Here is a 25,379-nt window from a genome sequence, read left to right as displayed (position 1 = left end):
CCTCCCCAATTCAGCGTCGGGCAAGGAAATTTGCAACTACTTCGCTGGCGCGACCGGACACACGATATTGAGCGGACAATCCACTTCGTGATTGTTGCCGAGTTTTTTCCAGACATGATCCAGCGCCTGCTCTTCCGTGCGGAAGAAGCGCTCGGCGCCGAGATGTTGATACAGACCGGTGCGCTGGAATACGTCCAGCACCTGTTTTTTCGCGCCAGCGAACAAGATCTCGATGCCTCCGGCTTGCAGCCGCTCGCTCATATGCGAAAGCATTTCCTCGCCGGTGGCATCTACCTGATTGATGCCGTCAGCCAGCACGATCACGTATTTGAGTTCGGGCTTGGTGGCAACGCGCTCCTGGATCTTGTCCTCGAAATAGCCGGTGTTGGCGAAATAGAGCGAACCGTCGAAGCGGATCATGGTGATGTTCTTGCAGGTGTCGAGGCCGAACATCTCCGCGTCGCGCAGGGTCCCATCCGGGTGGCGCGCCAGCACCGCCACGCGCGGCTGCATGGTGCGGTAAAGATAGAGCATCAGGGCGAGGCCGGCGCCAATCAGTATGCCTTTGTCCAGGTGCGGTGCGAACGCCAGTGTCAGCATGAACGTGACTACGGCAACGACGCCATCCTGACGTTGCGCCTTCCAGGCATGTTGAATAGCCTTGACGTTAATCAGGCCAACCACCGCCATCATGATGACCGCCGCCAGGGTCGCCTGTGGCAGATGGTACAGCAGCGGTGTCAGCCACAGCAGGGTGATGATGACAATGATGCTGGTAACCACCGAGGAAAACCCGGTTACGGCGCCGGCGTTGATGTTGACTGCGGAGCGCGAGAATGAACCGGAAGTGGGATAACTCAGCGCAAGGCTGCCGGCCATATTGGCCAGCCCCTGACCGATCAGTTCCTGGTTGGCGTCCAGTTTCTGGCGCGTCTTGGTGGCCATGGCCTTGGCGATCGAAATTGCCTCCATGAAGCCGATGAGCGAAATGGTGATCGCCGCTGAGAGCAGCTGCAACATGGCGCCGAAGTCGAGCTTCGGCAGCGCCAGCGACGGCAGGCCGCTGGGAATGCTACCGACCACGTTGCCGCCGCCGTTCATGACCAGCTTTTCCCCGTCAACGCTGCGGATGCGCCACAGCCGTCCGTCGACCACGGCGCCCGGCGGCGCGTGTCCATGCAGGTAGAACCGGCCCAGTGCGTCCCCTGGACCCGGCACGTGATCGAAACGGATTTTCTTGATTTCTTCGATATCGGTTTTGACGCTCTTGATGCGTCGCTCGCGCTTGAGCTTCAGCGTGTCGTAGGCGTGCTGGGCGAGCAGGGTGCGTGAGTTGTCGGTGCCGAACCGGGAGAGCGTTTGACGATACTGCGTCTCCGCGTCGAGTATCTCCTTGTCGAGCTCCGGAATCTCGCGCGTGAGCGCGATTTCGTCGCGCACCACCAGCTGCACCGACTTGTTTTCGAACTGGGCGATATCGGCCGTCTCGATGTGCTCAAAGCGGATGATCCAGGAGAGTGTCGTGCTGACGGCGACGGCGATGAGCACGTTGGGAATGCGCGGGTCGATCCGCCGCAAAACAATCATGATGGCGAACGCGCCCGAAGCGATGAAGAATGTCGGCCAGTGCATCTGATGGCCGGCGGCTACTATCGTATTCCACACGGTTTCGTAATGATGTTCGGCGCTTTCAACGCGCACGCCGAATATCTTGTCGAGCTGCGAAGTGGCGATAATGATCGCGGCGGCATTGGTGAAGCCGATGATCACGGGGTGCGAAAGGAAATTCACCACCACGCCGAGCCGCAGCAGTCCCAGGCCGAGCTGAAACAGGCCGACGAACAGCGACAGGGTGATGGCATAAGCCACGTAGCCCGGGCTGCCGCTTGCCGCGATCGGTTGCAGCGCCGCGGCCGTGAGCAGCGACACCACGGCGACCGGGCCGGTGGCGAGCTGGCGCGAGGAACCGAACAGCGCGGCGACCATGGGCGGCAAGAACGCCGCATAGAGCCCGTAATAGGCCGGCAGCCCGGCGAGCTGCGCGTACGCCATGGATTGCGGGACAAGAACCAGCGCTACGGTGATTCCGGCAATCAGGTCGGCACGCAGCACTTGGCTGTTGCGGATCTCGCCGATCCAGGCCAGGAACGGCAGGAATCGTTGCAAACTGAACGGGAGTCGCAATTTATGGATCATGCAATTCTTTCACCGGCACGCGGTCCGTCGACATGCTGGCAGGCGGTGGTACCGGCTCACTTGGCCCTGTGCCTACTTGACGACAAGCACGGCGCACTGGGTTTGGTCGATGACGCGCTCCGATGTGTTGCCCAGCAGAACCCGCTCCAGGCCCGTGCGTCCACGACTGCCGATAATGATCAAATCCGCGTTTTTTTCGTTCGCGGTCTTGACGATCATTTCGTCGGGCCGGCCGTGCGGGACGACGCCTTCCACCTTGACTCCTTCCTGCTTCAGGAAGGAAATGAGCCGGTTCACGATCTGGCGTGCTTCGTGACGCCGCTCTTCGCTGTGTTCCGGCCGGGTGACCGAGACCACGGTGACCTGTGAGTCGTACAGTTTTGCGAGCCGCGCCGCCGTGTGCGCGGCGGTGTCGCCGAAGCGTGAACCGTCGGAAGCCACGACGAAGTGCTGTCCGGAGATTTTCGCAAGACGCGGGACAACAAGCACATTGCATCGCGCGTGGCCGATGACACGCACGGTCGTTGGACCGACCATCAGCCGCGCCAATCCGTGGCGCCCACGCCGGCCCATGATAATAAGATCGGCCTGCATTTTTTCCGCCTGACTGACGATTTCCTGGTAAACCTGGTTGCCCTGGGTGGCCTCGCTCTCATAGGCCACGCCGGCGGACGATGCCAGCAGGTGCACATCGTCGAGGCAAGCGCGGGCGGAATTCAGCTCCTTGGTGATCAGCTGTTCACCCATGGCGTAAAGTTCGGCGTCGCCGCCGGCGACCACGTTGACCGCGCGCACGCGGGCGCCGCACTTGCTCGCCATGCGCAGGGCTTCGCGCACGGCGCCGTCGCTGTACTCCGAGCCGTCGGAGGCAAGCAGGAATCGCTCGAAGCGGCCGACCGGTGACAGTTGCGGGCTGGCCGGAGCTGCCACCGTGTCCGGCGCGAATGCCACGTCCGCTGCGGTGGCCAGTGCCGCCTCACGGCGTGAGGCGCTGATGCCGCTCCACAGCGCCGCGAATACGATCGCCGCGCCGGCCGCCAGCGCGCCAATCAGCACCACGAAACTGATGTTGCTCAGGGCGCCGGGCAGATGGGGCGCCAGCGGCTCGATGAGCTCCAGCTCGGAAAGATAGACGGGGATGGCGATCGCGCGCGAGACCAGCACCAGTATCATGATCACGCCCATGACCATCTTGATCATGTGCGGCTTGACATAGGTGGTGCCGATCGCGCCGAGCTGGATGCCGAACAGGGACCCGGCAAGAATGATCATGGCGAGGCGTATATCCACCAGCCCGCTCCAGGAAAACTTCATCGTGCCGCCTACGCCCATGACGAAGGCGGTTACCAGTTCGGTGGCGGAGGCCATGAGCGCGGGCGCCCCGAGCACGTAGTGCATGGCCGGGACACCTATAAAGCCGCCTACGGCGATGGTCGCCGCGAGCATGCCGGTGGCGAATCCAAGCGGGATGGTAAACAGGACCGAGACGCGGGCATTGAGGCTCTTGAAGTAAACCATCGTGCCAGGGATATGGATCGACTGGACCCAGCGGGCGAGACGCGCGACCTTTTCCGGTTCGTCGCCGGTGTCGCGGCGCATTTTCAATGCGTCCCACAGCACGTAGCTGCCTATGACGCCAAGAGAGACGACGAAGGCGAGGCTGACATACAGGTTCGAACCGGCATCGCCGAAGCTGTCATGAATCATTTGCTGGATGTGCGCTCCATAGAGCACCCCGGCCTCGGCCGAGGTGCCGACCACGAGCCCGAGCTTCACGTCCACCTGACCGTACTTGGCGCGCTTGATGGCGCCGACCAGGGCCTTGGGGAACTTGTGGCACATGTTGGAGGCCACCGCGACGATGCCGGGCACGCCCATGCTCATCATGGCCGGCGTGAGCACGAAGGCGCCGCCGGATCCGATGAAACCGCTGACCAGGCCGCCGATGAAACCGACGACTAGAAGATAGGTTACGTCGAGCGCGTTGAGCGGAATGAAATTGGTTGCCGTTGCCAGATCCACGCCGCTTCCTTATTTCTTGGCCTTGATGCCAAGGGTGTCCCAGAAGTGGGAGGTAAAGGATCCGTGGAAATAGGAAAACACGAAGGCGATCACGACAGGGGCGATGAAGTACCAGCCGCCCTGCGAGGTGTAGGCGAGGATGGGGTCCTCGAAAAAGTACAACACAAAATATAACGCCAGCGATATGAACCCGTAGACCGCGACGCGCGTTATCATCTTGCCGCCGCTGTGCGAAGTCGGATCAGTCATGTCAGCCCCTTATTTCGTGCGGCAAGTTATTCCTTGATTATTGTCATCCGGTTGCCCGTGCTGCATCAGTCACGTTTGAGCAGTGTTTCCAGCGCTAACTTTGCCACCGAAGTATGCCAGCAAAAGCAGAAAAAATCCGACGTGGGTCCAATGAATGTCCGGGCACCTGCGCCAGCCCATGCGCCAATGCCTGACCAGCATCGTCACCTAAACGACCAGTGCCGGTACGCCATATATTAAGCGGTTGCGCCCGGTTTGATAAGCCGGGATCGATGTGCGGACTTGTTCTAATGGGGGCTTGTTTGGCGGGAGTGCCGGCCTGTGCCGTGGGCTTTGCGGTTCCAGGATCCGGTTCGGCTCCTTCGCTGGTGCGGCGCGTCCATGCTGTTCCCAGAAGTGCGGTACAGGCGGCGCACCGGGCCGGCTCGTCTCGGAACGCAACAGCCGTCAGGAAAGCTTGGCGACCAGCACCGCGGTCGAGGCGGCGTCGATCACGCGTTCGGAGACGCTGCCAAGCATGACGCGATCGAGACCGGTGCGACCATGGCTGCCGATCACGATCAGGTCAGCCTTTTTCGCAATCGCGGTTTCGACGATGACCTCGTCGGGACGGCCGTGGTACACCACCGCTTCCGCATCGAGCTCGTGGCTCCTGAGGAACGCGGCGGCGCGATTGGCCGCGACACGGGCTTCTTCGTGGCGCCGGTCCGACTGGCTCGGTAGCGTCACCGACAATGTCGACACCGGTGCCGCGAATATCTTGGCGAGACTGCCGGCCATGGAAGTGGCGGCATCGGCATAGACTGAACCGTCCGTGGCGAGCACCAGGCGCTGTCCGGTGATCTCGGTGTTGCGCGGCATGACCAGCACAGCGCAGTGTGCATGGCCGATCACCTTGGCGGTCGCCTGGCCGAGACGTACGCGCGCCAGCCCGCGTCGCCCGCGCCGACCCATGACGATGAGATCGGCCTTCATCTGGTCGGCCTGATTGACGATCTCCTGATACAGACGCAGGCTCGTGTAAATGACTTCAGTGTCGCAAGCGACGCCGGCGGCTGTCGCCTCGCGTTCGACATCGTCGAGATGCGTGCGCGCCCGCGCCAGGAGCGGTTCCGGAATCTCCCCGATACCCGTGGTCAGCTCGCTATCGGCGCGTGGGATCAGGTGGATCACTCGCACCCGGGCGCCGCTCTTCCTGGCGATGCGCAGGGCCTCGTGGATAGCGCCGGCGCTGTACTCGGAATCATCGCTCGCCACGAGCAGGCGTTCGACACGCGGCAGGGTGCCGAATTCCGGGGCCGCGGGTGCCTCGGTGCCGGGCGCTATCGGGCGAACCTGCGCGCATTCGCCAAAAATGCGCTTGTCGCAGCGCGCACAGATCGCGTGGTCGAGGCGCTGAAAGATATTGGCAATGGCGCTGGCTTTGCCGGGGAAGATGTTGTCAGCGCCGATCAGGTCGCGGAAGCCGCCGCGCCGCAGTGTTTCACAGGCTTCGGGCTTGATCTTGGCAAGGTACAAATCGCCACCCTGTCCGCGCCGCCGGCGCGACTCTGCCGCCAGCAGTTCGGCGCCGGCCAGGTCGATGAAGTTGACGCCGGTGCCGACCACCAGCAGGTGCTTCTGCGCGGGGTTGGCCTCGGCGAAGCTGTGCATCCGCTCGCCGATATGGTCGACGGCGCCAAAATAGATCGAGCCGTCGATACGGACGACCTTGAGCTGCGGGCACTCCGGGAGCTTCGCGTCGCTGACGAAATTGCGGTGCTGGGTATTCGGGTCCGGTACCGTGACGGCGACCCTCGGTTGCGCGGTGCGCATCAGGTAGATGATCAGCGACAGCATTACGCCGACGTAGATCGCGAACTCGAGTTCGACGAACAGGGTGGCGAAGAACGTGGTCGCCAGCACCGCGGTCTCGCGCTTGCTGGTCGAGATGATGGTCTTGATGTGATGGAAGTCGATCAGCCGGTAAGCCACCACCACCAGCACGGCCGCCATGGCGGCGATCGGCAGGTGCGCGGCCAGGGGCGCGACCAGCAGCACGATCAGCGCCAGCGATATCGCGGCGAAGACCGCCGACAGCGGGGTGACCGCGCCGGCGGTGTAATTCAGGCCGCTGCGGGTGAAGGAGCCGGAAGAGGCGTAGCTCGAGAAAAAGCTGCCGACGGCGTTGGCCAGGCCCTGCCCGATGAACTCCTGGTTGCCATTGATGCGCTGGCCGGATTTCGAGGCCACCGAACGCGCGATCGACACCGCCTCCACCAGACCGAGCATGGCCACGGCGAGCGCGGCGCTGCCGAGCTGCTTGAGCGCGGCCAGATGCAGGTCCGGCATGCTGAGCGGCGGCAGTTCCGACGGCAGCTTGCCGACCAGCTTGATGCCCTCGCTCTCGCCGCCGGCGAAGGCCGCGGCCAGGCTGCCGAGCACCATGCCGATCAGCATCACCGGCCAGCGCGGCTTGAACCACATGAGCACGATCAGGGTGGCCAGGGTCAGGGTCGCGATGCCGGTCACGTACAGGTTGGTTTCGGGCAGCTGCGCGATCAGGTCGCGCCAGGTGTGCAGAAACGACTCCCCCGAGGGGATGTGCATGCCGAAATAGTGCTTGAGCTGGCTGGTGGCGATCAGCACCGCCGCGCCGGCGGTGAAGCCGACCACCACCGAGTGCGAGATGAAGTTGACCAGCGCGCCCATGCGCGCCAGGCCGAGCACCAGCTGATACACCCCGGCGAGAAAGGTGAGCGTCAGCGCCAGCTGGATAAACTTGGCGCTGCCGGGCTCGGCGAATTTTGAAACCGCCGCGAACACCACGATCGAGATCGCGGTGGTGGGGCCGGAAATGAGATGGCGCGAGGAGCCGAACAGGCCGGCAATGATGGCCGGGACCATGGCGGTGTACAGGCCGTAGACCGGCGGCAGCCCGGCGATCATGGCGAAGGCGACGCCCTGCGGCAGGACCACGACGGCGCCGGTCAGGCCGGCGATGAAATCGGTCTTGACGGTCGCGCGTGTGACCATCGGCCACCAGCGCAGGAACGGGAAAATCTTGACCCAGAAGGGGTTGCAGTACGGCGCGGTCGTCACAGTCTGCTGCATGAAAGGCCCGGTGGAAGCGGCGCTGATTAGCGTCTTTCAGGATTTGCGGAACGCCGCGATTTTAGCGGCTTCTTGCAGACCTCGCCAGTGTTCAGCCGCGGTGCAGCAGCACTTCCAGCACGAATTTGCTGCCGAAGTAGGCAAGCAGGAGCAGCGCAAACCCGCCGAGCGTCCAGTGGATCGCCGGGCGTCCGCGCCAGCCCAGGCGCCAGCGGCCGATGAGCAGGATGGCGTAAACGATCCACGCGAGTACCGCCAGCACCATGTGATGCGTGAATTTGAGTGGCTGGCCGAAAATTGCCTCGGAGAAGAATACACCGCTGATCAGCGTGAGTGTGAGCAGAATGAAGCCGAAGCCAATCATCTGGAACATCACGCTTTCCATGGTCTGCACCGGCGGCAGGGCACGGATGAATCCGCCCGGATGCCGGGCCCGCAAGTGGCGTTCCTGCATGAGCAACATCAAGCTCTGCACCGCCGCCAGGCACATCAGGCTATAGGCCAGGACCGACACGATAATATGTGCTGCGGACACGCTGGATGTAAGGGCCAGGGACATCTGGCCGGGCCAGAGCCATTCAGCCAACAGCGTGAGACCGGTGATCGGCATGATCAAGACGCCGAGATTGTCCACCGGACGAATGAGCGAGCTGGAGAGATACATGGTGGCCACGACCCAGGCAACGAGCGAGAACGCGGGTGTCAGGGCCAGATTGAGTCCGGACGGTGTCCACAAGCTGGTGTAGAGCAGTGCCGCGTGCAGCACCACTGCGCCGAGGCCGAGACTGAAAATACCGATTTTGACGCCTCCCGTGACGACTTGTCCGCGCATCAAGCGCTGGCCCAGCAGTCCGCCGACGATGAAATACAGCGCCAAGGCGAAGAAATTCATAACGGGATTGGTCATAATGTGCGCGCATGATGGCACAGGTTGTCCTGCCTTTGAAGGGCGGCATACTTAAAATGATTTCAACCGATGGACCGTCGTAATTCCAATATCTTTATGAGTTTTTACCGCAGAGTACGCAGAGATCGCAGAGTTTTGGGAGATTTAGTTTTGTTTCTCTCTGCGTGCTCGGTGCCCTCCGCGGTGAACACTAAAATTCCGTACCGATGAAAATCCGGATTTTAGGCGCCAGCGGCGGCATCGGCGCGCAGGCACGCACGACGTCCCTGCTGGTGGATCAGGACATCCTGATCGATGCCGGCACCGGTGTCGGGGACCTCACGCTGGATGAGCTGCGCGCCATCGATCACGTGTTTCTGACTCACTCACATCTCGATCATGTGACCATGCTGCCGTTCCTGCTGGACACCGTGGGAGCGGACCGTGAACGGCCGGTCAAGGTGCATGCCCAGGAGGCGACACTGGAGACATTGCGCCGGCATCTTTTTAACGACCAGCTCTGGCCCGACTTCAGCCGTATACCGAGCCCGGAGTCACCATTCATGACATATCATGCAATGCCATCAGGCGTTGAGATCGTATTGAATGGGCGGACGTTGCGCAGCATCACGGTCAATCACGTCGTTCCCGCTGTGGGATATCTTGCACGTGGCGCGAAAGGAAGTCTCGCATTCAGCGGTGACACCACCATTACGGATGAATTCTGGAAAGTACTCAATGCAACGGAAGATCTTCGGCATGTAATCATCGAGGCCAGTTTTATGGATAAAGATGAGGAGTTGAGCCGAATTTCAAAACACCTGTGCCCTTCGATGCTCGCGGGCGAACTCAAAAAACTGAAATCCACCGCCAAGGTTTATATTACGCACCTGATGCCGGGACACGAGGACGAGATCATGCAGGAAATCTCGCGGCATATCCCGCACAATACCCCCAAGCGTCTCATGCTCGGCGAAGTATTTGAGCTATAAATATTTCTCACCGCAAAGACGCAAAGGACGCAAAGAAAAGCGAAATTCCATTAAAATTCGAAACCCTTTATATATGTTTTTACTTTGCGCTCTTTGCGCCTTTGCGGTGATATTTAATTCTTATGTTTGACAACTTAAGCCAACGACTGCAAGTCACCCTCAAGCGCCTGCGCGGACAGGGCCGGCTTACCGAGGAAAACACGCGTGAGGCCCTGCGTGAAGTGCGCATGGCACTGCTCGAGGCCGACGTGGCCTTGGCGGTGGTGAAGGATTTCATTGAACACGTACGCGTCAAGGCAACCGGCCATGAAGTGCTCGCGAGCCTGACGCCAGGGCAGGCGCTGATCAAGGTCGTGTACGACGAGCTGGTTGCGCTCATGGGCGCGGCGAACGAAAAGCTCAATTTGGCGGCACGCCCACCCGTGGTGATCCTGGTGGCAGGGCTCCAAGGCTCCGGCAAAACCACAACCGTTGCCAAGCTCGCGCGCTTCCTGCGTGAGCGTGAAGCCAAATCCGTCATGGTAGTGAGCGCCGACGTTTATCGCCCGGCGGCGATCGAACAATTGCAGAAACTGGCCGCTGCCGTGGGCGCGGAATTTTTCCCGAGCCGTCCAGACCAGAAACCGGTGGATATCGCACGTCAGGCAGTGGATGAGGCGCGCAAACGCGTGATGGACGTGCTGATTGTCGATAGCGCCGGCCGCCTGCACGTGGATGGGCCGATGATGCAGGAGATCCGTGCCATTCACGCGGCGCTAGAACCGGTCGAGACATTGTTTGTGGTGGACAGCATGACCGGACAGGATGCCGTCAACACCGCCAAGGCGTTCAACGAGGTACTGCCGCTCACGGGCGTGATCCTGACCAAGACCGATGGCGATGCCCGTGGCGGCGCGGCACTTTCGATTCGTCAGGTCACCGGCAAGCCGATCAAGTTCATGGGCGTGGGCGAAAAACCCGCCGCACTGGAGGCGTTTTATCCGGACCGAGTGGCCGCGCGCATCCTCGGCATGGGCGACGTGTTGGGTCTGGTGGAGCAGGCGAGCCTGGCCGCCGACAAGGAGAAGGCCCAGGAATTTGCCCAAAAACTTTCCAAGGGCAAGGGCTTCGATCTTGAGGATTTCCGCGATCAGTTGATGCAGATGGAAAAAATGGGTGGTTTGGCCAGTCTCATGGAAAAGCTGCCGGGCGCCGGAGAAGTCAGTGAAGCAGCCAAATCACAACTCGGCGACCGGCAGGTCAGCCGTCTGGTGGCTATCATTAATTCCATGACGCCTCAGGAGCGCAATCACCCGGACGCCATCCGCGGATCGCGCAAGCGGCGCATCGCTGCCGGTTCAGGAACGCAGGTGCAGGACGTCAACCGCCTGCTGAAGCAATTCGATCAGATGCAGAAGGTGATGAAGCGCATGGGCAAGGGCGGACTGCAGAAGATGCTGCGTGATGTCAAGGGGCGTCTGCCGGGAATGCCCGGTTGAAATTTGTTTTCATATTCACGTAATCATCGGTTATTGTTGGTATTAGTGCTGTTAACAAAAGCATTTTCAGGGCGTATAGTTCCTCTACCCAGTCAGAACAAACGGAAGGCGGGATGATCATGACAACGGAGCACAAGAGAGAGACGACACCACCGGGCAACAAGGACAAGGAGCGTCGTACCGGGAGCCAGGAGATCGTGCAGAAGCTCGTTACGGAACGTACCGAAATGCTTTCCTTGTACTGCCAGCTGGCGGGCCTGGAGCCTTACGGTAATGGTAACGGCAAGAATGCTCGCGCAAAAAACACGCAGGAGATGCTTCAGAAATTCTGCCAGGTACTGGTCGATTACATCGCCGCTGGTCATTTCAGTCTTTACGAGCGCATTGTCAACGGGACTGAGCGCCGCCAGCAGATTTCTGATTTGGCCGAAAATCTCTATCCGCGTATCGCCGAATCCACCGGATCCGCGCTGGATTTCAACGACAAGTACGATTGTGGGGACCACTGCGAGATCGCCGCGTCATTCAGCGACGATCTTTCCCAGCTCGGAGAGAAACTCGCGGCCCGTATCGAGCTCGAAGACAAGCTCATCCGGCAGCTCCACTAAATAAGTACTTCCAAAAAAATTAGACAGGATTCACAGGATTAAAAAGCACGATTAACAGGATTCTTTAATTTCTTAAATCCTTAATCCTGTTAATCCTGAGAAATCCTGTTAATCCTGTCTATTTTATCTAATCGCATCAGCCCCCAGTCCGGGACATGAACCGGACTATTTTCTGAGGTTGTTCACGGAACTCGTGTTTTTCCGGTTTGCGCGCGATGGCGGCGCGAATCGCTTCCTTCAGCCCGTCATCGCTGATTCCTTCCCGCAGTAACGGTCTTAGCTCGACCTTATCGTCTTGACCGAGGCATAAATAAAGCGCGCCGTCGGCAGACAGGCGCACGCGGTTACAGCTTTCACAGAAGTGACGCGAGATCGGCGTGATGAAGCCGATGCGAAGACTGGTCCCGGCGACTTGCACATAGCGCGCGGGCCCACCGCCGTACATGGATGTACCAGTGTCGCGGGAGGCAGGATGCCGGGAGCGACCGCCCGGCATCACGGCCGGAACCAGATCGAATCGTTCCTCCAGACGACTCCGCACCACCTCCAGATCGAGATAATGGCTGCTCGCCGAGCGCCCGGTATCGCCCATGGGCATGGTCTCGATCAAACGCAGCGTGAAATCGCGATCGATGCAGTACCGCACCATGTCTTCGATTTCATCGTCGTTGACGCCATTCATCACCACCATGTTGATCTTGACCGGATGCAGCCCAGCTTCGTTGGCGGCAGCAAGTCCGTCCAGCACTTTGTTCAGCTTGCCGCCGCCGGTGATGGCGGCGAAGCGCGCGGCTTGCAGGGAGTCGAGGCTGACGTTGATGCGCTTCACGCCGGCCTTGCGTAGCGCGCCGGCCTGTTTGCGCAGCTGCACGCCATTGGTGCTCAGTGACAAATCTTCGAGATGCGGGAGCGCGCTCAGGCGCGCCGCCAGGTCAGGCAGGTGATGCCGTGTCAGCGGTTCGCCGCCGGTGAGACGCACACGATAAACACCGAGCTCGGTGAAGGCGCGTATCACGCGTTCGATTTCATCGAACGTGAGCCAATCTTCGGGCTCGATGAAATCGTGATGGTCCGGCGGCAGGCAATAGGTGCAGCGCAGGTCGCAACGATCCGTCACCGACAGGCGCACATATTCGATTTCCCGGTTGAATGCGTCTATCAGTTTATGTCCCATGAGGCGATACTATAAGACCGCAAAAGGATTCCGTATACCACAGAATAAATATTCGATCAGGCAACCGGTATTCAGTCGAAGCTTTCCTTGCCTTCACTGATCTGGAGACGCACGTGTCTGGTGCATGCGCTATGCGCATGCACCCTGTTGTCGCATCAGGACAGTATTATTTCCGGCCAAACTTGATGTTATTGTTCTCGCTGCTTTCGACGACCTCTTTTTTATAATCGGCCTGTCCGTTCCAGGAAACGCCCGCCGGTGGCCCCTTTGCCCCTCCCGGTGTCGACTCCATGACCGTGAAGCCTTGACCCGGATTCAGGGCGGGTACCGGTACATCAAGGTCGAGCTTCGGCAAGTATTTTGCATGAAGCTTGCCGCAGGAAACATCCGAGATCGAAGAAAAGCACGAAAAGTGAAACTGGCTCGGACCCGCCGGGGCCTTTCCGATGTTTTTTACCTGGAGTCCGCCGCCCGGCCCGCCCATGTAGGGCGCCGACCCCACGGCAAGATCGGGCAGCGAGACCGTTTTGCTGAACATGTGCATGACATTGTTCGTGGAATTGGCGTCGTTCGCGGGGCCTTCGATTGCGGCACGGAAACGACAGCCCTTGCCTGCCGTGCTGTCAGGCATGCGGTAGGGCGTCGAAATGACGGATTCTCCCGCTTTCAAGGATGGCAACGGGATGGAGGCAAGTTTTTTCCAGTTGCCCGTGCCGGGGCAGGGCAGTGCGACGCTGATCGCGAGCGACGCGCTTGTCTGCGGGTAAAACGGATTGCCACTCGACTGCGAGTTGGGCGTGGCCATGCCCCGGTTTTCGATGCGGAAGCGCCATGCCATCGCCGTATTCTCATATTCCTGTTGCCAGTCGAGCCCGATGGCGTAATCGGGTTTGGGCAGAATCATCGGCCCGGTTTTAAGGATAAGGATGGGGGCGGGCCCGCCGGCCTGGGCTTTTGGTATTGCCGGAACCCGCGTGGCCGGGGCAGCCGGGACAACAGACGGAGCGGTCGGGCTTTGAGTTGGCGCAGTGCCCGTGACGGGTGGCGCCGGAAGTCTCGCGGACTGGCGGGCAGGCGCCGTCGCTGATGAGCTGCTGCGTGTCGTGCCGGTATCCGCGGCCATGGCGGCTGGAAGTGCGCCTTTACCGGCTGCAAGAATCAGCAGCATTGATGCGGCAGTCATGTTGTTCATGCGCATTAATCGCGTTTTGCTGTTCATGTCAGACATATTCTTCTCCTTTGTTGGTTCACATTACGGGTATCATGGATGCAGGCATTCATACTCAGCGCACCGGCAGACCAAGACGGCCGCGTGGGGCTTGTTCGGTCGATGCCGGTGGCGTGGTTGAGGAAGGCAAACGTCGGGTGCCGATGCCGCCGCAATTCCCGGTGAGATTCACGATAATACGGAAACGGTTGTTGCTTTCGCTCGATTCTTTCACTTGATTGAGATTGTCGAGCGCAAGAGACAGGATATTTTGCCCCGACTTGAGGGCGACCAGATCAGTCTGGGTGTTGGCCGTTCCCGCGGCCAACGGCACCCACGTGCGGCCCCAGCTCCCGGGTACGGCGCTGTTCTGCCAAATGTGGCTGAACGTTGCGCTTCCACCAGTACCGATATTGCGTGCCGTATGTCGGAACTCAAATTCGCACAGCCCGCTGTTGTTCATGTTAACGCTATGCGTTTGCCTGGCATCAACTGTAACCGCCGCGCCCCATTTTGCCGGCGTGGATCCTACAGTCAGTGAAACAGCGCTGGTAATGTCCGGGAGGCCTTGAGGCACGCGTGCCGTAGCAATCCGCTGAGCCGAATCCGTCTGTGTCGCGCGCGTCATGGGCGATGGTGTCGGTGCTGCTGGCACGAATCCACCTCTGGCGGGCGCGGCCGCCTGCGGAAGCGTGCCACGCTGAATTCCCGGATTGAGTCTTCCGGTGGATGGCGGCAGACCGCCGGCAGGAAATACCGGTTTGGTGCCAGCAACGGCCTTATCCTGCATCGCAGACTTGATCGAAACCGGACCGTCGTAGCAGGGCGCGTCGGCCCCGTCCTTGTTGGGGTCCTTGGCGCAATCCGGCAGTTTCTCCTTGAGAATTTTCAACGCCTTCGGCTGTTTGCATACGATGGCAAGTGGGTCCCAGGTTGTCCCGCAGCCGGGTGTGAACGCGATCGGGACATCTTTCTTTTCGCCGGTTTCGATGTTGGTGACGGGCATCGTGGTGACGCCGTTCAGGATTTTCACGATCGCCTTGGCCTTCTTGAGTCCGTTGAGGAAGGCATCGTCCTCTTTCAGGTCGCATTTCACGTGCGAGCCGGTGGCGCCACCGCTTGCGCTTTTGTGCTGGGCGACGATCGACAGGCAGGCCTCCTGCTTGTAGGGTCGCGTGCAACGCACGGTGGGCGAGAGACCCAGGCCGGTGTTCCCGGCGTAGGTGCAGCGTTTGCTGCCCAGGATCTTCGCAACTTTCTTCGCCAGCCCCTGTTCCGCCACTGCCTTGTCCACGCCGCAATGTTTGTAACGGTAACCATTGAAGCTTCCCTGGCACGCGTCATACGACGCGAAGTTCGCACACTTGAAGTACAGTGACGCTCCCGCCGGCTGGGTCGGTTGGCAGCCGGCGGATTTCATTTTGGGAACGACATACTTGTTGATCCGCTGCTTCTCCTTGACCAGCGCCGCCGCGAACATCTTGCCGGTGGACTGGTAACAGGCCCAGTCCCAGAAGCTGCGTGGCGCGAACGCGCCGGTCTCGCCGGTGTAAAGGGGCACCGGGAACTTGTCCATCATTTCCTTCTTGCAATTGCCGAAAAGGACAGAGAAAGCTGTCTTGGTTCCCTTCGAAAAATTGTCCGGGCTCCAGTTTTGCGGCGGCAGGCCGGTGATGAAATTCTGGTAAGCGTCAATCCCGCCCCAGTATTCCTCGGCCGCGAGATCGGCCACCAGCTGCTTGAGCCGCTCACCGAAATGAGCGGCCGGCGCCGTGGCCACCACGCTGGCGACGGCCGCGGCTTCGTTATGCAATCGATTGCTGAGGTTCGTGCAGGCTTTCCCGTAGGCAATGGGCGGATAATAGGCTAGGCACTTTTTCATCTGGTTTGTGTCGAGACCCAGGTTCTGCTGGTTGACCATCACCCGTCGCAGGACCCGGTGGTGCATCCAGTATTTGATCTCGTAGCGGTAGTAATCTTCCTGGGAAATCTTTTTTGCGCCCGACCCGCCGCCGAGTCCAAGGGCGTTGCCGACGGCGTTGACCGCATCGGCGCCGGCCTCGAGCCCGCCCTCCAGCACATCTTTGCCGGTGTTGACCGCGTCCTTCGCCAGCTTGACGCCTTCCTCGATCACCTTGGCGACGATCCCACACAGCACATCCTTGCCGGGAATGCTGCCGACGAGATCGAGCGCCTTGCAACCGAGCCCCGGGCCCGCCAGATAGACGACCTTGGCCCAGTTCTTGTCCACTACGGCCTGATACAGTTGTGCCGCCGTGCTGAAACCAAGCTTGGCGATGGGCTGCATGAGTTTGCCGCAGAAAATATTTTTCGGCGGCCCGGGCGGCAGCACCGCAGCCTGGCACGCCACGATGGGGCCGGCGAGCTCGATGAATTTCACGATGTCGGGTTTGGTGGCGGCAAAATAGATGTCGATGAATTTTTTCGCCTTCGGATCGTAGTCCCCGGCGCATTTGAGCATTGCGTTCATGTTGCCGCCGGTTTTAGTCAGGCACTCGACCAGGGTCTTGGCGGCGCAGGTGTCGCTGTCAAGCACCTGGTACTGGCACAGATCGTTGAACAGCGACTGAATGTTAACGGAGTGCGCGGGAGGACTGATGAACAGGAATAGCAGCGCGCAAGACGCTGTCGCCATGGCGCGGCACAGGCCATGAAACAGGGTGCCGACCGAACGGAAGGTCATGGATGGATCTCCTCAAGAACGCAGCGGACGACATGCTGCTCCGTACCCTTCAGCCCAACCTTGTGCCACCGGATGTTGGGTCCTTGATAGTGGCCTGGGTGGATTATCGGGGTGTAGCTGGCCAGCGTTTTTTTCACCCCCTGTAATTCGTTTTCAATCCTGACCACGAAATTCGGGAGTGGTATCTTGTTCGCGCTGGCATAAGGCGTCGCGTTGACGATGATATTGCACCCGACGCTTTGTTCAGCGTCCTCCGTAGCCTTGGAAGAAATATCCTGCGGGTTACCCGTCGTCAGGTCAAAGTACGCGGACAGGGGGAGGCCGCGTTGCTGCGCCTGGGCTGTTACCATGGCGGATAAGAGCAGAAAAAAATAATTGATTGACCCCAGGGTTTCATATGTTCCTCCCATGCGGTTTCATTGAACGATGGCGCGCTAAAGGTTGAGCCCCGGGATGGCCGTGGGCTGGCCGGGGATGGGCAGGCTTGGCCGCGGCGGCACCTTGCCTTTGGCGCTCAACACACTGCCGGGCCCGGCCTTGGCCCATTGGTTCGCGCCGGAGTTGGTGGAGGCTATGGACCAGGTTTTACCGTTGAAAAATTCCATCGAGCAAAAATAGGATCTTGGTGTTTGATTCGTCGGAACTGCAATCTTCACTGTGGCCTTTCCGCTGGCCGACGATTTTCCGATTAGCGACAGCATTGCCAGGCCAGAAGCCATGGCACCGTACCCGCCCGTCGGAGGATTATCGGTAGAGTAGACGCCGCAGTTGATCCGGGCCTGTTGGACCTCCGGGCTCAACTGGCTGAACTGGTAAGGCACCAGGATTTCCAGCGGGGCGGCGGCGAACAGTGTTGCCGGACAGAGAAAGAGAGCAGTCAGTAGCAGTCGTTTCATGTTGGCACTCCTTTAATCAGCGCCTCATTCGTTGTGGCGGCGAGGACAGCCGCCCCGGGACGGCTGGGGCGATTTGATTCGGCGGGTTTCCGATGAATCGCAGCGTCCCGCTGTTCACGCGCCAGGTTAGGATGGATTGCGCCGTCCCGCCAGTTGCCTGATGCAGGGGCATGCTACCCGCAACCGGCGCCGGGCTTCGGCTTTGGCGCGAGGGAATTCCAATGAAGCGCAGTGTTGCGGCTGTTGAACGCCAGGCGGGAATCGTTGCCGTCTGATTCGGCTGTCCTTGCGGGGCGGCCATGGGTGTACTCGTCCGGGGCGGGGACGGAAGCTTTCGGACCGTGTCTGCCAACACGCTTATTGACGACCCGCCCAGGAGGCATGCCAATGAGAGTGCATATGTTATGGATCGTCCGCGGTTCATGGCATGGGACCTTTCAGATGTTCAGCGCGGCGGGCCCGGCAGCTTCAAGTGTCCCGGCAATGCCCTTGTGGCCGTCTTGCAGTAGTTGGCCGGGAAACTGACGGACAGCTTGCGCGTGTTGTTGAGATGATTGGCCTCGGCCACCCATTTCAGCTTGTTGAGCTGAATCTCGAGCGGAATGGTCTTCCCTGCCAGCTGGGAAGGCTCGCCGAGGGCGTTCAGTACGAGTTCCTTTTCAACGGACTGGTTCGACGAGAGTGCCGGCAATTCAACGCCGGCATCCATCAGGCCTGGTCCGGCGTCGACAAACAATACGTAATTGCCGGGCGAGGCAGGAAAGGGGCTGCCGCCGGCATTCTTCACCCTTACCCGCACCCGGGCGCTCTGTTTCGTTTGGCAGCTGTTTACCAGGGAGACGCCGGCATTTTCCACCAGCAAATCCGGCCTGGCCATCTGGACTGAGCCGGCCTTGTGAGTCTGTGCGATGGTCGAAGTGCGCGTCAGCGGCCCCGCCGGCGCGCCGGCGACCGTGACGTAGGCCTTCTGAGCGCTGGCGTACACCTTGTTCTGCGGATCGATCACGCATTCGGCCCACACCGGCTTGCCGGCCTGCGTGGCGGAGGGTGTCCATTGGTATTCCTTGTTCCAGGTCGCGGTGGGCGTGATGGCCGGTATTTTTTCGCTCAGGACGACCTTGCCGCCGACGCGCATCTCGAACGGAAGCTGCCAGCTGTTCGCGTGCAGGTAGGCGTCCGCGCCTTTGCCGTCGTGATTGATCTTCTTGGTGCCGACGAATCCAATCGTGCACTTGACGCTGACTGGTTTCCCGGCATCGGCCTTTCCGAAATTACCGGAACTGAATGAAACTGTTTTCACCCCCGGCGGATTGAAATCATGCGTAACCGCCGCCAGCACCGCCCCCGGCATGGAGGCGAGGGCGGTGGTTATCGCTGCCATCAGGTATATCTTCGAAATCATCGCTCCAGCCTCCTGTACGAGTTGGTTATTGTTGCGCCTTCGGTTTTTTCCTGGCGCGCCGCTGTTTCTTCTTGGATTTCGAAGGCACTTCCGGTTGCGGATTCAATGCGCGTGGCTGTTGTCTCGAGTTTCCGGACTTGGACGGCACTTCCGGTTGCGGGTTCAGCGCCTTCGGTTTTGTCTGCCCGTCTTGCGCTTGCTTGGACGGAACCTCGGGTTGAGGATTAAGAGCGTATACGCTGCGGCTGACGGCAAGACCGGCGGCCATGCCGGAAAACAGTTTCATCATTGTGCGACGGGACGTGTTCATGGGTATTCCTCCTTGTGATTGAAGTTGGCTCAACTATTCATAGTACCGACCGGTTCTCAGGCATTGTGTCGTAGCCGGAACGTATTCGGTACATTGCCTGAGCATCTTTCTCGATGACGGCAAGGAGCAGGAACAAATCGAGGCATGCCGCGACTCCTAGGGAACGAGCGCCTTGGCGTTCTGCTCAACCTGGCTTGCGTACTGACCGAGCTGCTGGCTCAATACCCGTGCCTGTGCCGCGGTTGTCTGCGCCGATTGCAGGAATTGCGCGGTCGAGAAAGCAGGAATCTCGCCGCCGCCGTATTTTTGGCCGGTGACGGGGTTGTATCCACCACCAGGCAGGCTGTAGCCGCTGGAAGAAAAGTTCTTGACGCAGTGCTTGTACAGCTTGTCCATGCACTGATTCAGGGTGTCGTTGCCGGTGCAGCCGGCGGCCTTCTGGTCCTGCACGCTGTAGGCTTTTTTGGCGCATTCTTTTGCGATTTCCGATATTACCCCGGCACCGCTCTCGAACTTTTTGGCGTTGCCCGAGAACTCGGTGTATTGCTGGTTGAGCTTGTCGAATTTGACCTGCGCCACGATTTGTACGATGCGTTTACTCATTCCGGTTCCGAGCCGTATCTCGTTCTTGAGCGGGGCGGCCGGCATCCCGCCCGGCACTGCCTGAACCGCGCCGGGTTTAATCACGCCAGGTTGTATCACGCCGGGTGCGGCGTTGGGGTTGAGTGGTGTCGCGCTGCGGCTCTCAGCCGCGTTCGCCGAGACGCCGGCGAACAAAGCGGCAATCAGCAACCCGCATGACAATATTCTGGAAAGTTTCATGTCATTCTCCTGTGTTAAGCAGTTGGTGGCGAACCAGCATGTGTACAGATCAGTCGTTTGTCTCCCATGATTGGTTCAATGCTCTTTGGTGGTTGTGGTGCAACCGGTTTACTCCGTGGCCCAGCCTTGATCCGGCGCGATTATTTTTTTCCACCGATCCTGATATTGTTCCCCTCGCTGCTCTCGGTCACGGTGTTGGTGTGATCGGCGTAGGCCTTCCAGGTGACGCCGGCGGGCGGGCCTCCTATTCCTCCGGGTGTGGATTTCTTTACCGAGAAGCTCTGCTTAGGGTTCAGGGCTGGCACCGGTACATCGAGGACAACATTCGATTTGTATTTCTCAAGCGGCGTGCCGCAGGAGACATCCGGCTTTGTGCTCGTGCACTCGAAGCGGAACTTGCTCGGCTCCGCTGGTGCCTTGCCGGCATTCACGACGTCGAGCCCGCCGCCCGGCCCGCCCTGGTATGGGGCGTCGCCAATGACAAGGTCCGGCAGGAGCGCGGATTTGGTGATCATCTGCATGGCATTGTTCGCGAGATTGGCGTCGTTGGTAGGGCCCTTGATCTCCGCCTTGAAGCGACAGCCCTTGCCTGCGTAGCCATCGGGCATGCGGTAGGGTTGGGCGGGAAACATGGTCGAAACCCCCGGCTTCAACGGAGGCAGGGACGCCGAAGCGACCTGCATCCAGTTATTCGTGCCGTTGGGGCAGGGTGAGCCAACGCTGATGACGAGCGTGGCGACCTTGCTGCCGATGCCGTACGGGCCGCTGCCCTTCTGGATGGCGGGATCCCCCGGGCCCTTGTTCTCGATGCGAAAACGCCAGGCGAGCGCCGTGTTCTCGAATTCCTGCTGCGAGCCGAATGCGATGGCATAGTCAGCCTTGGCGGATATCGTCGGGATTGTCAGTGGTGCCTGTTTGAATGCAGGAACAGGGCTGGTCACGACTGGCGCCGCTACGGATGGCATGGCGCTGGGTGTGGCGCCGGTATTGACGGTGGCTCCGGCTGCGGGTGCCACCGCCGGTGGCGGGACCGATCGCGCGGGGGCTGTGGATGGTGTGACACTACGCGTGGTGCCGGTGTCGGCAGCAATCGCAGTGACGCTTGTGAGCCACGCAATAATCAGCAGGGCGCTTGATGCCGGTCCGGTGTATTTCACGTTGACCTCCAATGAGTAGTTGGCAACCAGTTATTAGGGCACCTCTAAAAATCGCTTTTCATGTAGGTTGGGTCAAGCCGCGTCAGCGGCGGACCCAACACAATTTCGCCCGGAGCGAAATTGGGCGCACACAGTGCGCCCGAAGGGCGAGCCACAAGGATGTGGCGAGTCAAAATCATATTGTTCGGCGGGTTTCGCTGTAGCTCAACCCACCCTACATTTGAATTATTAGAGGTTCCCATTATTCGAATAAGTCGTCCGTCTGTTACACCCGGTTCAATGTTGTTTGGCAGCCATGCAGCCGCCGGACTGTACCAGTCCCCAGCCGAAAACCGCGTCCCTGCCCGGCGTGCCCAAGTCGCGAGATTTCTGCTGCAACTGCTTGAGCAGCGCCGGCCATGAGGCCTTGGGGTTGGCCAGCCGCGCGCTGGCCAGCGCCGCCGTGACAAAGGGAGCGGCATAAGAAGTTCCGGAAACATAAATGCCATCCTTGCCCGGCGCCGCGGTCCAGATGTCCACGCCGGGCGCGCTGAAGGCGATGTAGTCGCCGCGGCTGGCGTGACGATATATTTCGAGGCTGGCATCCACTGCCGTCACGGCGATCACACCCGCTTGCGCTGCCGGGAAGGCCGGCGGGCTTTTCTCGCCGCTGTTACCCGCGGCCGCCACCACGGCGATGCCGCGCTGCTGCACCCGTTGCACCGCGGCCTCGACCAGCAGGTTGCGCGGCCCGCCCAGGCTCATATTAATGATGCTCACGTTTTGACTGGCCAGCCAGTCGAGCGCAAGCGCGATCCATTCGGCAGTGGTGTCCACCTGTTTCCTGCCGCGGTCACGGAAAATGTTCGCGCTGTAGAGCTGTGCCGCCGGCAACATTCCGGCCGGGCCCGTGGCGGCTGGGTTGGCGAGCAGCAGCGCCGCCGTGGCGGTGCCGTGGTCCGGTGCGGCGGTTGGGATGCCCGCCGCGAGAAAAGTTTTTGCCATGATGGCGCTCCCGCGCAGCGCGGGATGATTCGCATCCACCGCCGAATCGAGCAGGCCGATGCGCAGACCCTTGCCGCAGGTGGCGGAGCCACTCCAGCCGATCAGTTTTGTGCCGTATTGCCTGGTTTCATCTCCCAATAGTTCATAGCGGTGATTGGCATCGGCCCAGGCCTTGGGCAGGGTTTCGCGCAGACCGGCGAGCGCGGTGCCGACAGCGGCATCTTTCGGCACGCGCAACACGCTGATCACCAGCCCGAGCTTCGATAATGCCGTGCGGCGTTTCACGCCAAGCCCCAACGATTGCAGTTGCGCGGCCAGCGCCTGCGCCTCGGCCATGCTGGGGCTCACCACGATCAGCTCACCGGGTTCGATGTCCGGCGCTTCCTTCGGCGGGACCGGCGGCAGGTTCTGCGGTGGCGGCGGCAGCGCCGCGCCGAGCAGACTGCCGCCGCCCGAGGGTGGCATGGGGCCTTGCGACGTGCCGCTGTCGTCGTAGTAATAACTTTCTTCGCCGGAATATTCCGGTTCCGGCGGGGTTTCGCCGCCTGTTGCGGATCCCGGTGAAGCGAATGCCTTGATCGCGCCGGTAGGGATTTGCACCAGGGGGACCGAACCACAAGTGAGCGTTGCGGTCGCGCCGTTATTGCCTTCGTTGGTTTCCGCGACCTGGGCGGTGTGATCCACCGTGGCCTGAACGCTGACGCTGCCCTGAACCACGTAGGACGAGACATAGGCCGCGCTGCCACCGGCCTTCTTCAGATTTTGCGCGGAGTCGAAAGACCAGATCGTGCCGCCGCCCCAGCCCTTGCCGCCGACGGTAATGTAGACGCCGCTGCTCGAGGGAGTCTTCACCGCCCACACGGAATCCGGCAGCTTGCCGGGCCCGTGATTCACGACCGTGACGGCGATCCGGCAATTGCCGTCCACCGCGAGTTTCGTGATGGCCAGATCGGGCTTGGCGAGGGAGAGCGCCTGTGTCGGCAGAGTGGTCAAGGGCTTCAGTGGCACTATCGCGGTATTGGCCGCTCGCGCCGGCGATGCTATTGCAAGCAGTGCGCCAAGAATGGCGGCGCGATTCATGGCTTATTCCCGCGCCACATGGGTGATGGTTTCTTGCTGCACGCGCAGCTCGTTGATCGTGTGCTCCACGGCGGCCTCGCCGGCCATGTCGTCGAGCCGCAGGCGGTAGACACCGAGGGCGCCGGGTCCGCCGACGATATTGCCGCGCACCTGTTGCAGCAGCGCGCGTATCTGCGCCTCGCTCGCCTCCGGATGGAAGCGCACTTGCAGCACCACGCCTTCCGCGGCCGGACCGCCCAGCGGCACGATGGGTTCCGGTTGCGACAGCAGATTCATCAGCACCGCGCCCTGAACCACGATGATCACGGCCGCGGCCGCGAGCGCCGGCTGCCACCATGAACGTTTGCGTGCCGGAACAGCTTGTTCTCTGCGAATATCGCGCATGAGGCGATTGAGCCCGAACTCGCCGGGCGCCCCGGACTCGTCTGCCTTTATCTGCGCCCTGATTTTCTGAAGCCAGGCAATTTCCTGGCGGCAGCGCTCACACGTTTCCAGATGATTCATCACCTCGCGTTGTTCCTGGCCCGTGAGCGTGCCGTTGACATACCACGGCAGGAGTTCGTTGGGATGTTCGCTACGCGTCGCGGTCATGGTTCAGTATCCGTGCATTAGCCTCAGATGGCATGGACATGCGCTCCTCATACTTTTTGAAACCGTCATCCCGTGTGGTCTGCCATTTTGCCCAAGAGTCGATACAGACCACACCGGATGTTTTCTTTGCCGCACCAAAATATTGTCGAGGCTCTATCTCGTCGGCAATACCGGTGGAGCGGACTCCCCAGGGCCCATAGGATCCTTCGGCGATCCCAAGAGGCTTCTCGATATCCATTTGGATCCGGATTTCGTTTGACTTAAGGACGTTCAGGTGTGCCACCGGGGACGGGTTGTGTAAGCTGACCTACGCCACCACCGGGAGCACGCCCGCCACCAGCCCGTGAAACATCAGGATTGGTCACCGGGTTGTTGCCCATATTCCGTCGATCCTCACCGCTGTTACTGCCACCGCTTTCACCACGCCCGGGGTTAACTATGCTGCCACCAACCCGGCCTCTGGGTCGTGTGCCACCACCAGAACTGCCCGAACCGCTCTCATTGGGCGTACCCGTCGTTTTTTTGTCTGGTTTGCCGCCTGGTTCCTTATCGGGTTTATCTTTAGGTTCTGGCTTGGTGTCATTGCCGCCAGTAGGTTTGGTAGGTTCACCCTTGGGTTCAGGTTTACCGCCGCCAGTAGTTTCAGGTTTGGGTTTGTTATCGCCGCCGCCCGAAGCCCCGGGTTTGGTAGCTCCACCCTTGGGATCTTTGTCACCGCTATCAACAGGTGCGCCAAGAACTCCATCGCCCGGCTTTTTATCGCCTTTATCGGTACCGCCTGTAACAACTTGGGGTGGGCCCATAGAAAAACCGCCCGATTGATTACTCCCACCTCTCCTGTTGCTGTCGCCACCCCGGCCGGGGATACCAAAGCCACTAGAGCCTCCGGAACCACCGCTTTCCATGGTTTCACCCCCGTTTCGACCGGGTGCACCGCTGCTTCCGCTGCTGCCTTGCCTGCTGTTATCGCCACCCTGCCCAGGCATGCTGATGCCACCACTGCCGCCTCGCCTGTTGTTATCGCCACCCTGACCGGGCATGCTGATACCACCGCTACTGGCACCACCTTGCCTGTTACTGTCGCCATTCCGGCCGGGCATGCCGAAACCACCAGGGCTTGCTCTGCCACCCTGCTGACTACCCATGCCTTGGGCGGGCATTTCAATTCTTCCGGGTACTGCGCCAATTTTGCCCCCAATTTGGTTACCGATGGCTTTATTGATACCCGGTTTACCCATTCCTTGGCTGGCACCCGGCATTTGACTCATGCCGGAGCCACCTATGCTGCCCATACCCGACGCGGATGGCTTCTGTGCCGCGGGCAAAGGTTTGCCTGGGCCCTGTTTCATCGGCGCGATGACGCCGGCCTGGCCCTCTTTATCGATGGGGAGTGCGAAACGGGATGGCACGTAGCTCCTGGGCGGGCCGCTGCTCCCGCTCTGCGCCGCGATGATGCCACCTTTCACAATAAGCGACTTGCCGTCGTTGGTCTTGTAGGTGCCGTCGCCGGCGGAGATCCAAAGTTTAC

The 25,379-nt window shown here is 60.5% G+C and carries 22 protein-coding genes and 1 pseudogene; 4 read left to right on the top strand and 19 right to left on the bottom strand.

Annotation, left to right across the window (positions count from 1 at the left end; genetic code table 11):
* Nucleotides 1-36: 36 nt before the first annotated feature.
* From NUV55_RS00110 to NUV55_RS00090, 6 genes and pseudogenes are all read right to left on the bottom strand, one after another.
* The gene (locus tag NUV55_RS00110) at nucleotides 37-2,196 is read right to left on the bottom strand and encodes a SulP family inorganic anion transporter (RefSeq protein WP_296669291.1); all 2,160 of its coding nucleotides are present in this window, start codon (nucleotides 2,194-2,196) and stop codon (nucleotides 37-39) included.
* 72 nt (nucleotides 2,197-2,268) lie between these two features.
* Nucleotides 2,269-3,126 carry a universal stress protein gene (locus NUV55_RS13720; protein ID WP_367280303.1) on the bottom strand — a complete coding sequence of 286 codons (858 nt, stop codon included), beginning with the start codon at nucleotides 3,124-3,126 and terminating at the stop codon, nucleotides 2,269-2,271.
* A 66-nt stretch (nucleotides 3,127-3,192) separates the two neighbouring features.
* Nucleotides 3,193-4,218 (bottom strand): annotated as a pseudogene (locus NUV55_RS13715) (sulfite exporter TauE/SafE family protein); the annotation flags it as partial.
* A gap of 9 nt (nucleotides 4,219-4,227) precedes the next feature.
* Nucleotides 4,228-4,467, bottom strand: coding sequence for a hypothetical protein (locus tag NUV55_RS00100; RefSeq protein WP_296669288.1), 240 nt, complete (start codon nucleotides 4,465-4,467; stop codon nucleotides 4,228-4,230).
* Between the two features lie 447 nt (nucleotides 4,468-4,914).
* A complete protein-coding gene (gene sulP / locus NUV55_RS00095; protein WP_296669287.1) occupies nucleotides 4,915-7,560 on the bottom strand; it encodes a sulfate permease in 2,646 nt (881 codons plus the stop codon).
* A 91-nt stretch (nucleotides 7,561-7,651) separates the two neighbouring features.
* The gene (locus NUV55_RS00090) at nucleotides 7,652-8,467 is read right to left on the bottom strand and encodes an inner membrane protein YpjD (RefSeq protein ID WP_296669285.1); all 816 of its coding nucleotides are present in this window, start codon (nucleotides 8,465-8,467) and stop codon (nucleotides 7,652-7,654) included.
* A gap of 206 nt (nucleotides 8,468-8,673) precedes the next feature.
* Between NUV55_RS00090 and NUV55_RS00085 the strand changes: the two genes are divergently transcribed.
* The 3 genes from NUV55_RS00085 to NUV55_RS00075 all read left to right on the top strand — a co-directional run bounded on the left by NUV55_RS00085 (nucleotide 8,674) and on the right by NUV55_RS00075 (nucleotide 11,524).
* A complete protein-coding gene (locus NUV55_RS00085; RefSeq protein ID WP_296669284.1) occupies nucleotides 8,674-9,438 on the top strand; it encodes a 3',5'-cyclic-nucleotide phosphodiesterase in 765 nt (254 codons plus the stop codon).
* Between the two features lie 122 nt (nucleotides 9,439-9,560).
* The gene (ffh, locus tag NUV55_RS00080; protein ID WP_296669282.1) at nucleotides 9,561-10,916 is read left to right on the top strand and encodes a signal recognition particle protein; all 1,356 of its coding nucleotides are present in this window, start codon (nucleotides 9,561-9,563) and stop codon (nucleotides 10,914-10,916) included.
* Nucleotides 10,917-11,035: 119 nt separating this feature from the next.
* Complete coding sequence (locus NUV55_RS00075; RefSeq protein WP_296669281.1) at nucleotides 11,036-11,524, top strand: Rsd/AlgQ family anti-sigma factor; 489 nt, start codon at nucleotides 11,036-11,038, stop codon at nucleotides 11,522-11,524.
* A 136-nt stretch (nucleotides 11,525-11,660) separates the two neighbouring features.
* On the opposite strand, the gene moaA is transcribed toward NUV55_RS00075, so the two are convergent.
* The 13 genes from moaA to NUV55_RS00010 form a co-directional block, all read right to left on the bottom strand.
* Nucleotides 11,661-12,698 (bottom strand): GTP 3',8-cyclase MoaA, encoded by a 1,038-nt coding sequence (gene moaA, locus NUV55_RS00070; protein WP_296669279.1) that lies wholly within the window; start codon nucleotides 12,696-12,698, stop codon nucleotides 11,661-11,663.
* 166 nt (nucleotides 12,699-12,864) lie between these two features.
* The gene (locus NUV55_RS00065; RefSeq protein ID WP_296669277.1) at nucleotides 12,865-13,926 is read right to left on the bottom strand and encodes a hypothetical protein; all 1,062 of its coding nucleotides are present in this window, start codon (nucleotides 13,924-13,926) and stop codon (nucleotides 12,865-12,867) included.
* A 55-nt stretch (nucleotides 13,927-13,981) separates the two neighbouring features.
* Entirely contained in the window at nucleotides 13,982-16,609 is a 2,628-nt protein-coding gene (locus tag NUV55_RS00060) for a hypothetical protein (protein ID WP_296669276.1), read from the bottom strand.
* Nucleotides 16,606-17,019: a hypothetical protein gene (locus tag NUV55_RS00055; RefSeq protein ID WP_296669274.1), complete on the bottom strand. Its 414-nt coding sequence runs from the start codon at nucleotides 17,017-17,019 to the stop codon at nucleotides 16,606-16,608. Before NUV55_RS00055 ends, NUV55_RS00060 begins: the two co-directional genes overlap by 4 nt.
* Before the next feature lie 24 nt (nucleotides 17,020-17,043).
* On the bottom strand, nucleotides 17,044-17,505 hold the full coding sequence (locus tag NUV55_RS00050; RefSeq protein WP_296669273.1) for a hypothetical protein: 462 nt from the start codon (nucleotides 17,503-17,505) through the stop codon (nucleotides 17,044-17,046).
* Nucleotides 17,506-17,950: 445 nt separating this feature from the next.
* Nucleotides 17,951-18,907 (bottom strand): hypothetical protein, encoded by a 957-nt coding sequence (locus tag NUV55_RS00045; RefSeq protein ID WP_296669271.1) that lies wholly within the window; start codon nucleotides 18,905-18,907, stop codon nucleotides 17,951-17,953.
* A gap of 25 nt (nucleotides 18,908-18,932) precedes the next feature.
* On the bottom strand, nucleotides 18,933-19,217 hold the full coding sequence (locus tag NUV55_RS00040) for a hypothetical protein (protein ID WP_296669270.1): 285 nt from the start codon (nucleotides 19,215-19,217) through the stop codon (nucleotides 18,933-18,935).
* Between the two features lie 156 nt (nucleotides 19,218-19,373).
* Nucleotides 19,374-20,039: a hypothetical protein gene (locus NUV55_RS00035; protein WP_296669268.1), complete on the bottom strand. Its 666-nt coding sequence runs from the start codon at nucleotides 20,037-20,039 to the stop codon at nucleotides 19,374-19,376.
* Nucleotides 20,040-20,179: 140 nt separating this feature from the next.
* The gene (locus tag NUV55_RS00030; protein WP_296669267.1) at nucleotides 20,180-21,196 is read right to left on the bottom strand and encodes a hypothetical protein; all 1,017 of its coding nucleotides are present in this window, start codon (nucleotides 21,194-21,196) and stop codon (nucleotides 20,180-20,182) included.
* A gap of 276 nt (nucleotides 21,197-21,472) precedes the next feature.
* Complete coding sequence (locus NUV55_RS00025; RefSeq protein WP_296669265.1) at nucleotides 21,473-23,260, bottom strand: S8 family serine peptidase; 1,788 nt, start codon at nucleotides 23,258-23,260, stop codon at nucleotides 21,473-21,475.
* A 3-nt stretch (nucleotides 23,261-23,263) separates the two neighbouring features.
* Complete coding sequence (locus NUV55_RS00020; protein ID WP_296669264.1) at nucleotides 23,264-23,851, bottom strand: zf-HC2 domain-containing protein; 588 nt, start codon at nucleotides 23,849-23,851, stop codon at nucleotides 23,264-23,266.
* Nucleotides 23,835-24,089: a hypothetical protein gene (locus NUV55_RS00015; RefSeq protein ID WP_296669262.1), complete on the bottom strand. Its 255-nt coding sequence runs from the start codon at nucleotides 24,087-24,089 to the stop codon at nucleotides 23,835-23,837. The genes NUV55_RS00020 and NUV55_RS00015 overlap by 17 nt, the downstream gene beginning before the upstream one ends.
* Before the next feature lie 198 nt (nucleotides 24,090-24,287).
* Nucleotides 24,288-24,785, bottom strand: coding sequence for a hypothetical protein (locus NUV55_RS00010; protein ID WP_296669261.1), 498 nt, complete (start codon nucleotides 24,783-24,785; stop codon nucleotides 24,288-24,290).
* A gap of 19 nt (nucleotides 24,786-24,804) precedes the next feature.
* On the opposite strand from NUV55_RS00010, the gene NUV55_RS00005 reads away from it, so the two are divergent.
* The coding region (locus tag NUV55_RS00005) for a hypothetical protein (protein WP_296669259.1) at nucleotides 24,805-25,379 on the top strand (575 nt) is incomplete at its 3' end.

The organism is Sulfuricaulis sp. (genome assembly GCF_024653915.1).
GTDB lineage: Bacteria > Pseudomonadota > Gammaproteobacteria > Acidiferrobacterales > Sulfurifustaceae > Sulfuricaulis.
Note: the sequence above shows the minus strand (reverse complement) of the source record. Positions and strands in the feature narration are given on the sequence as shown.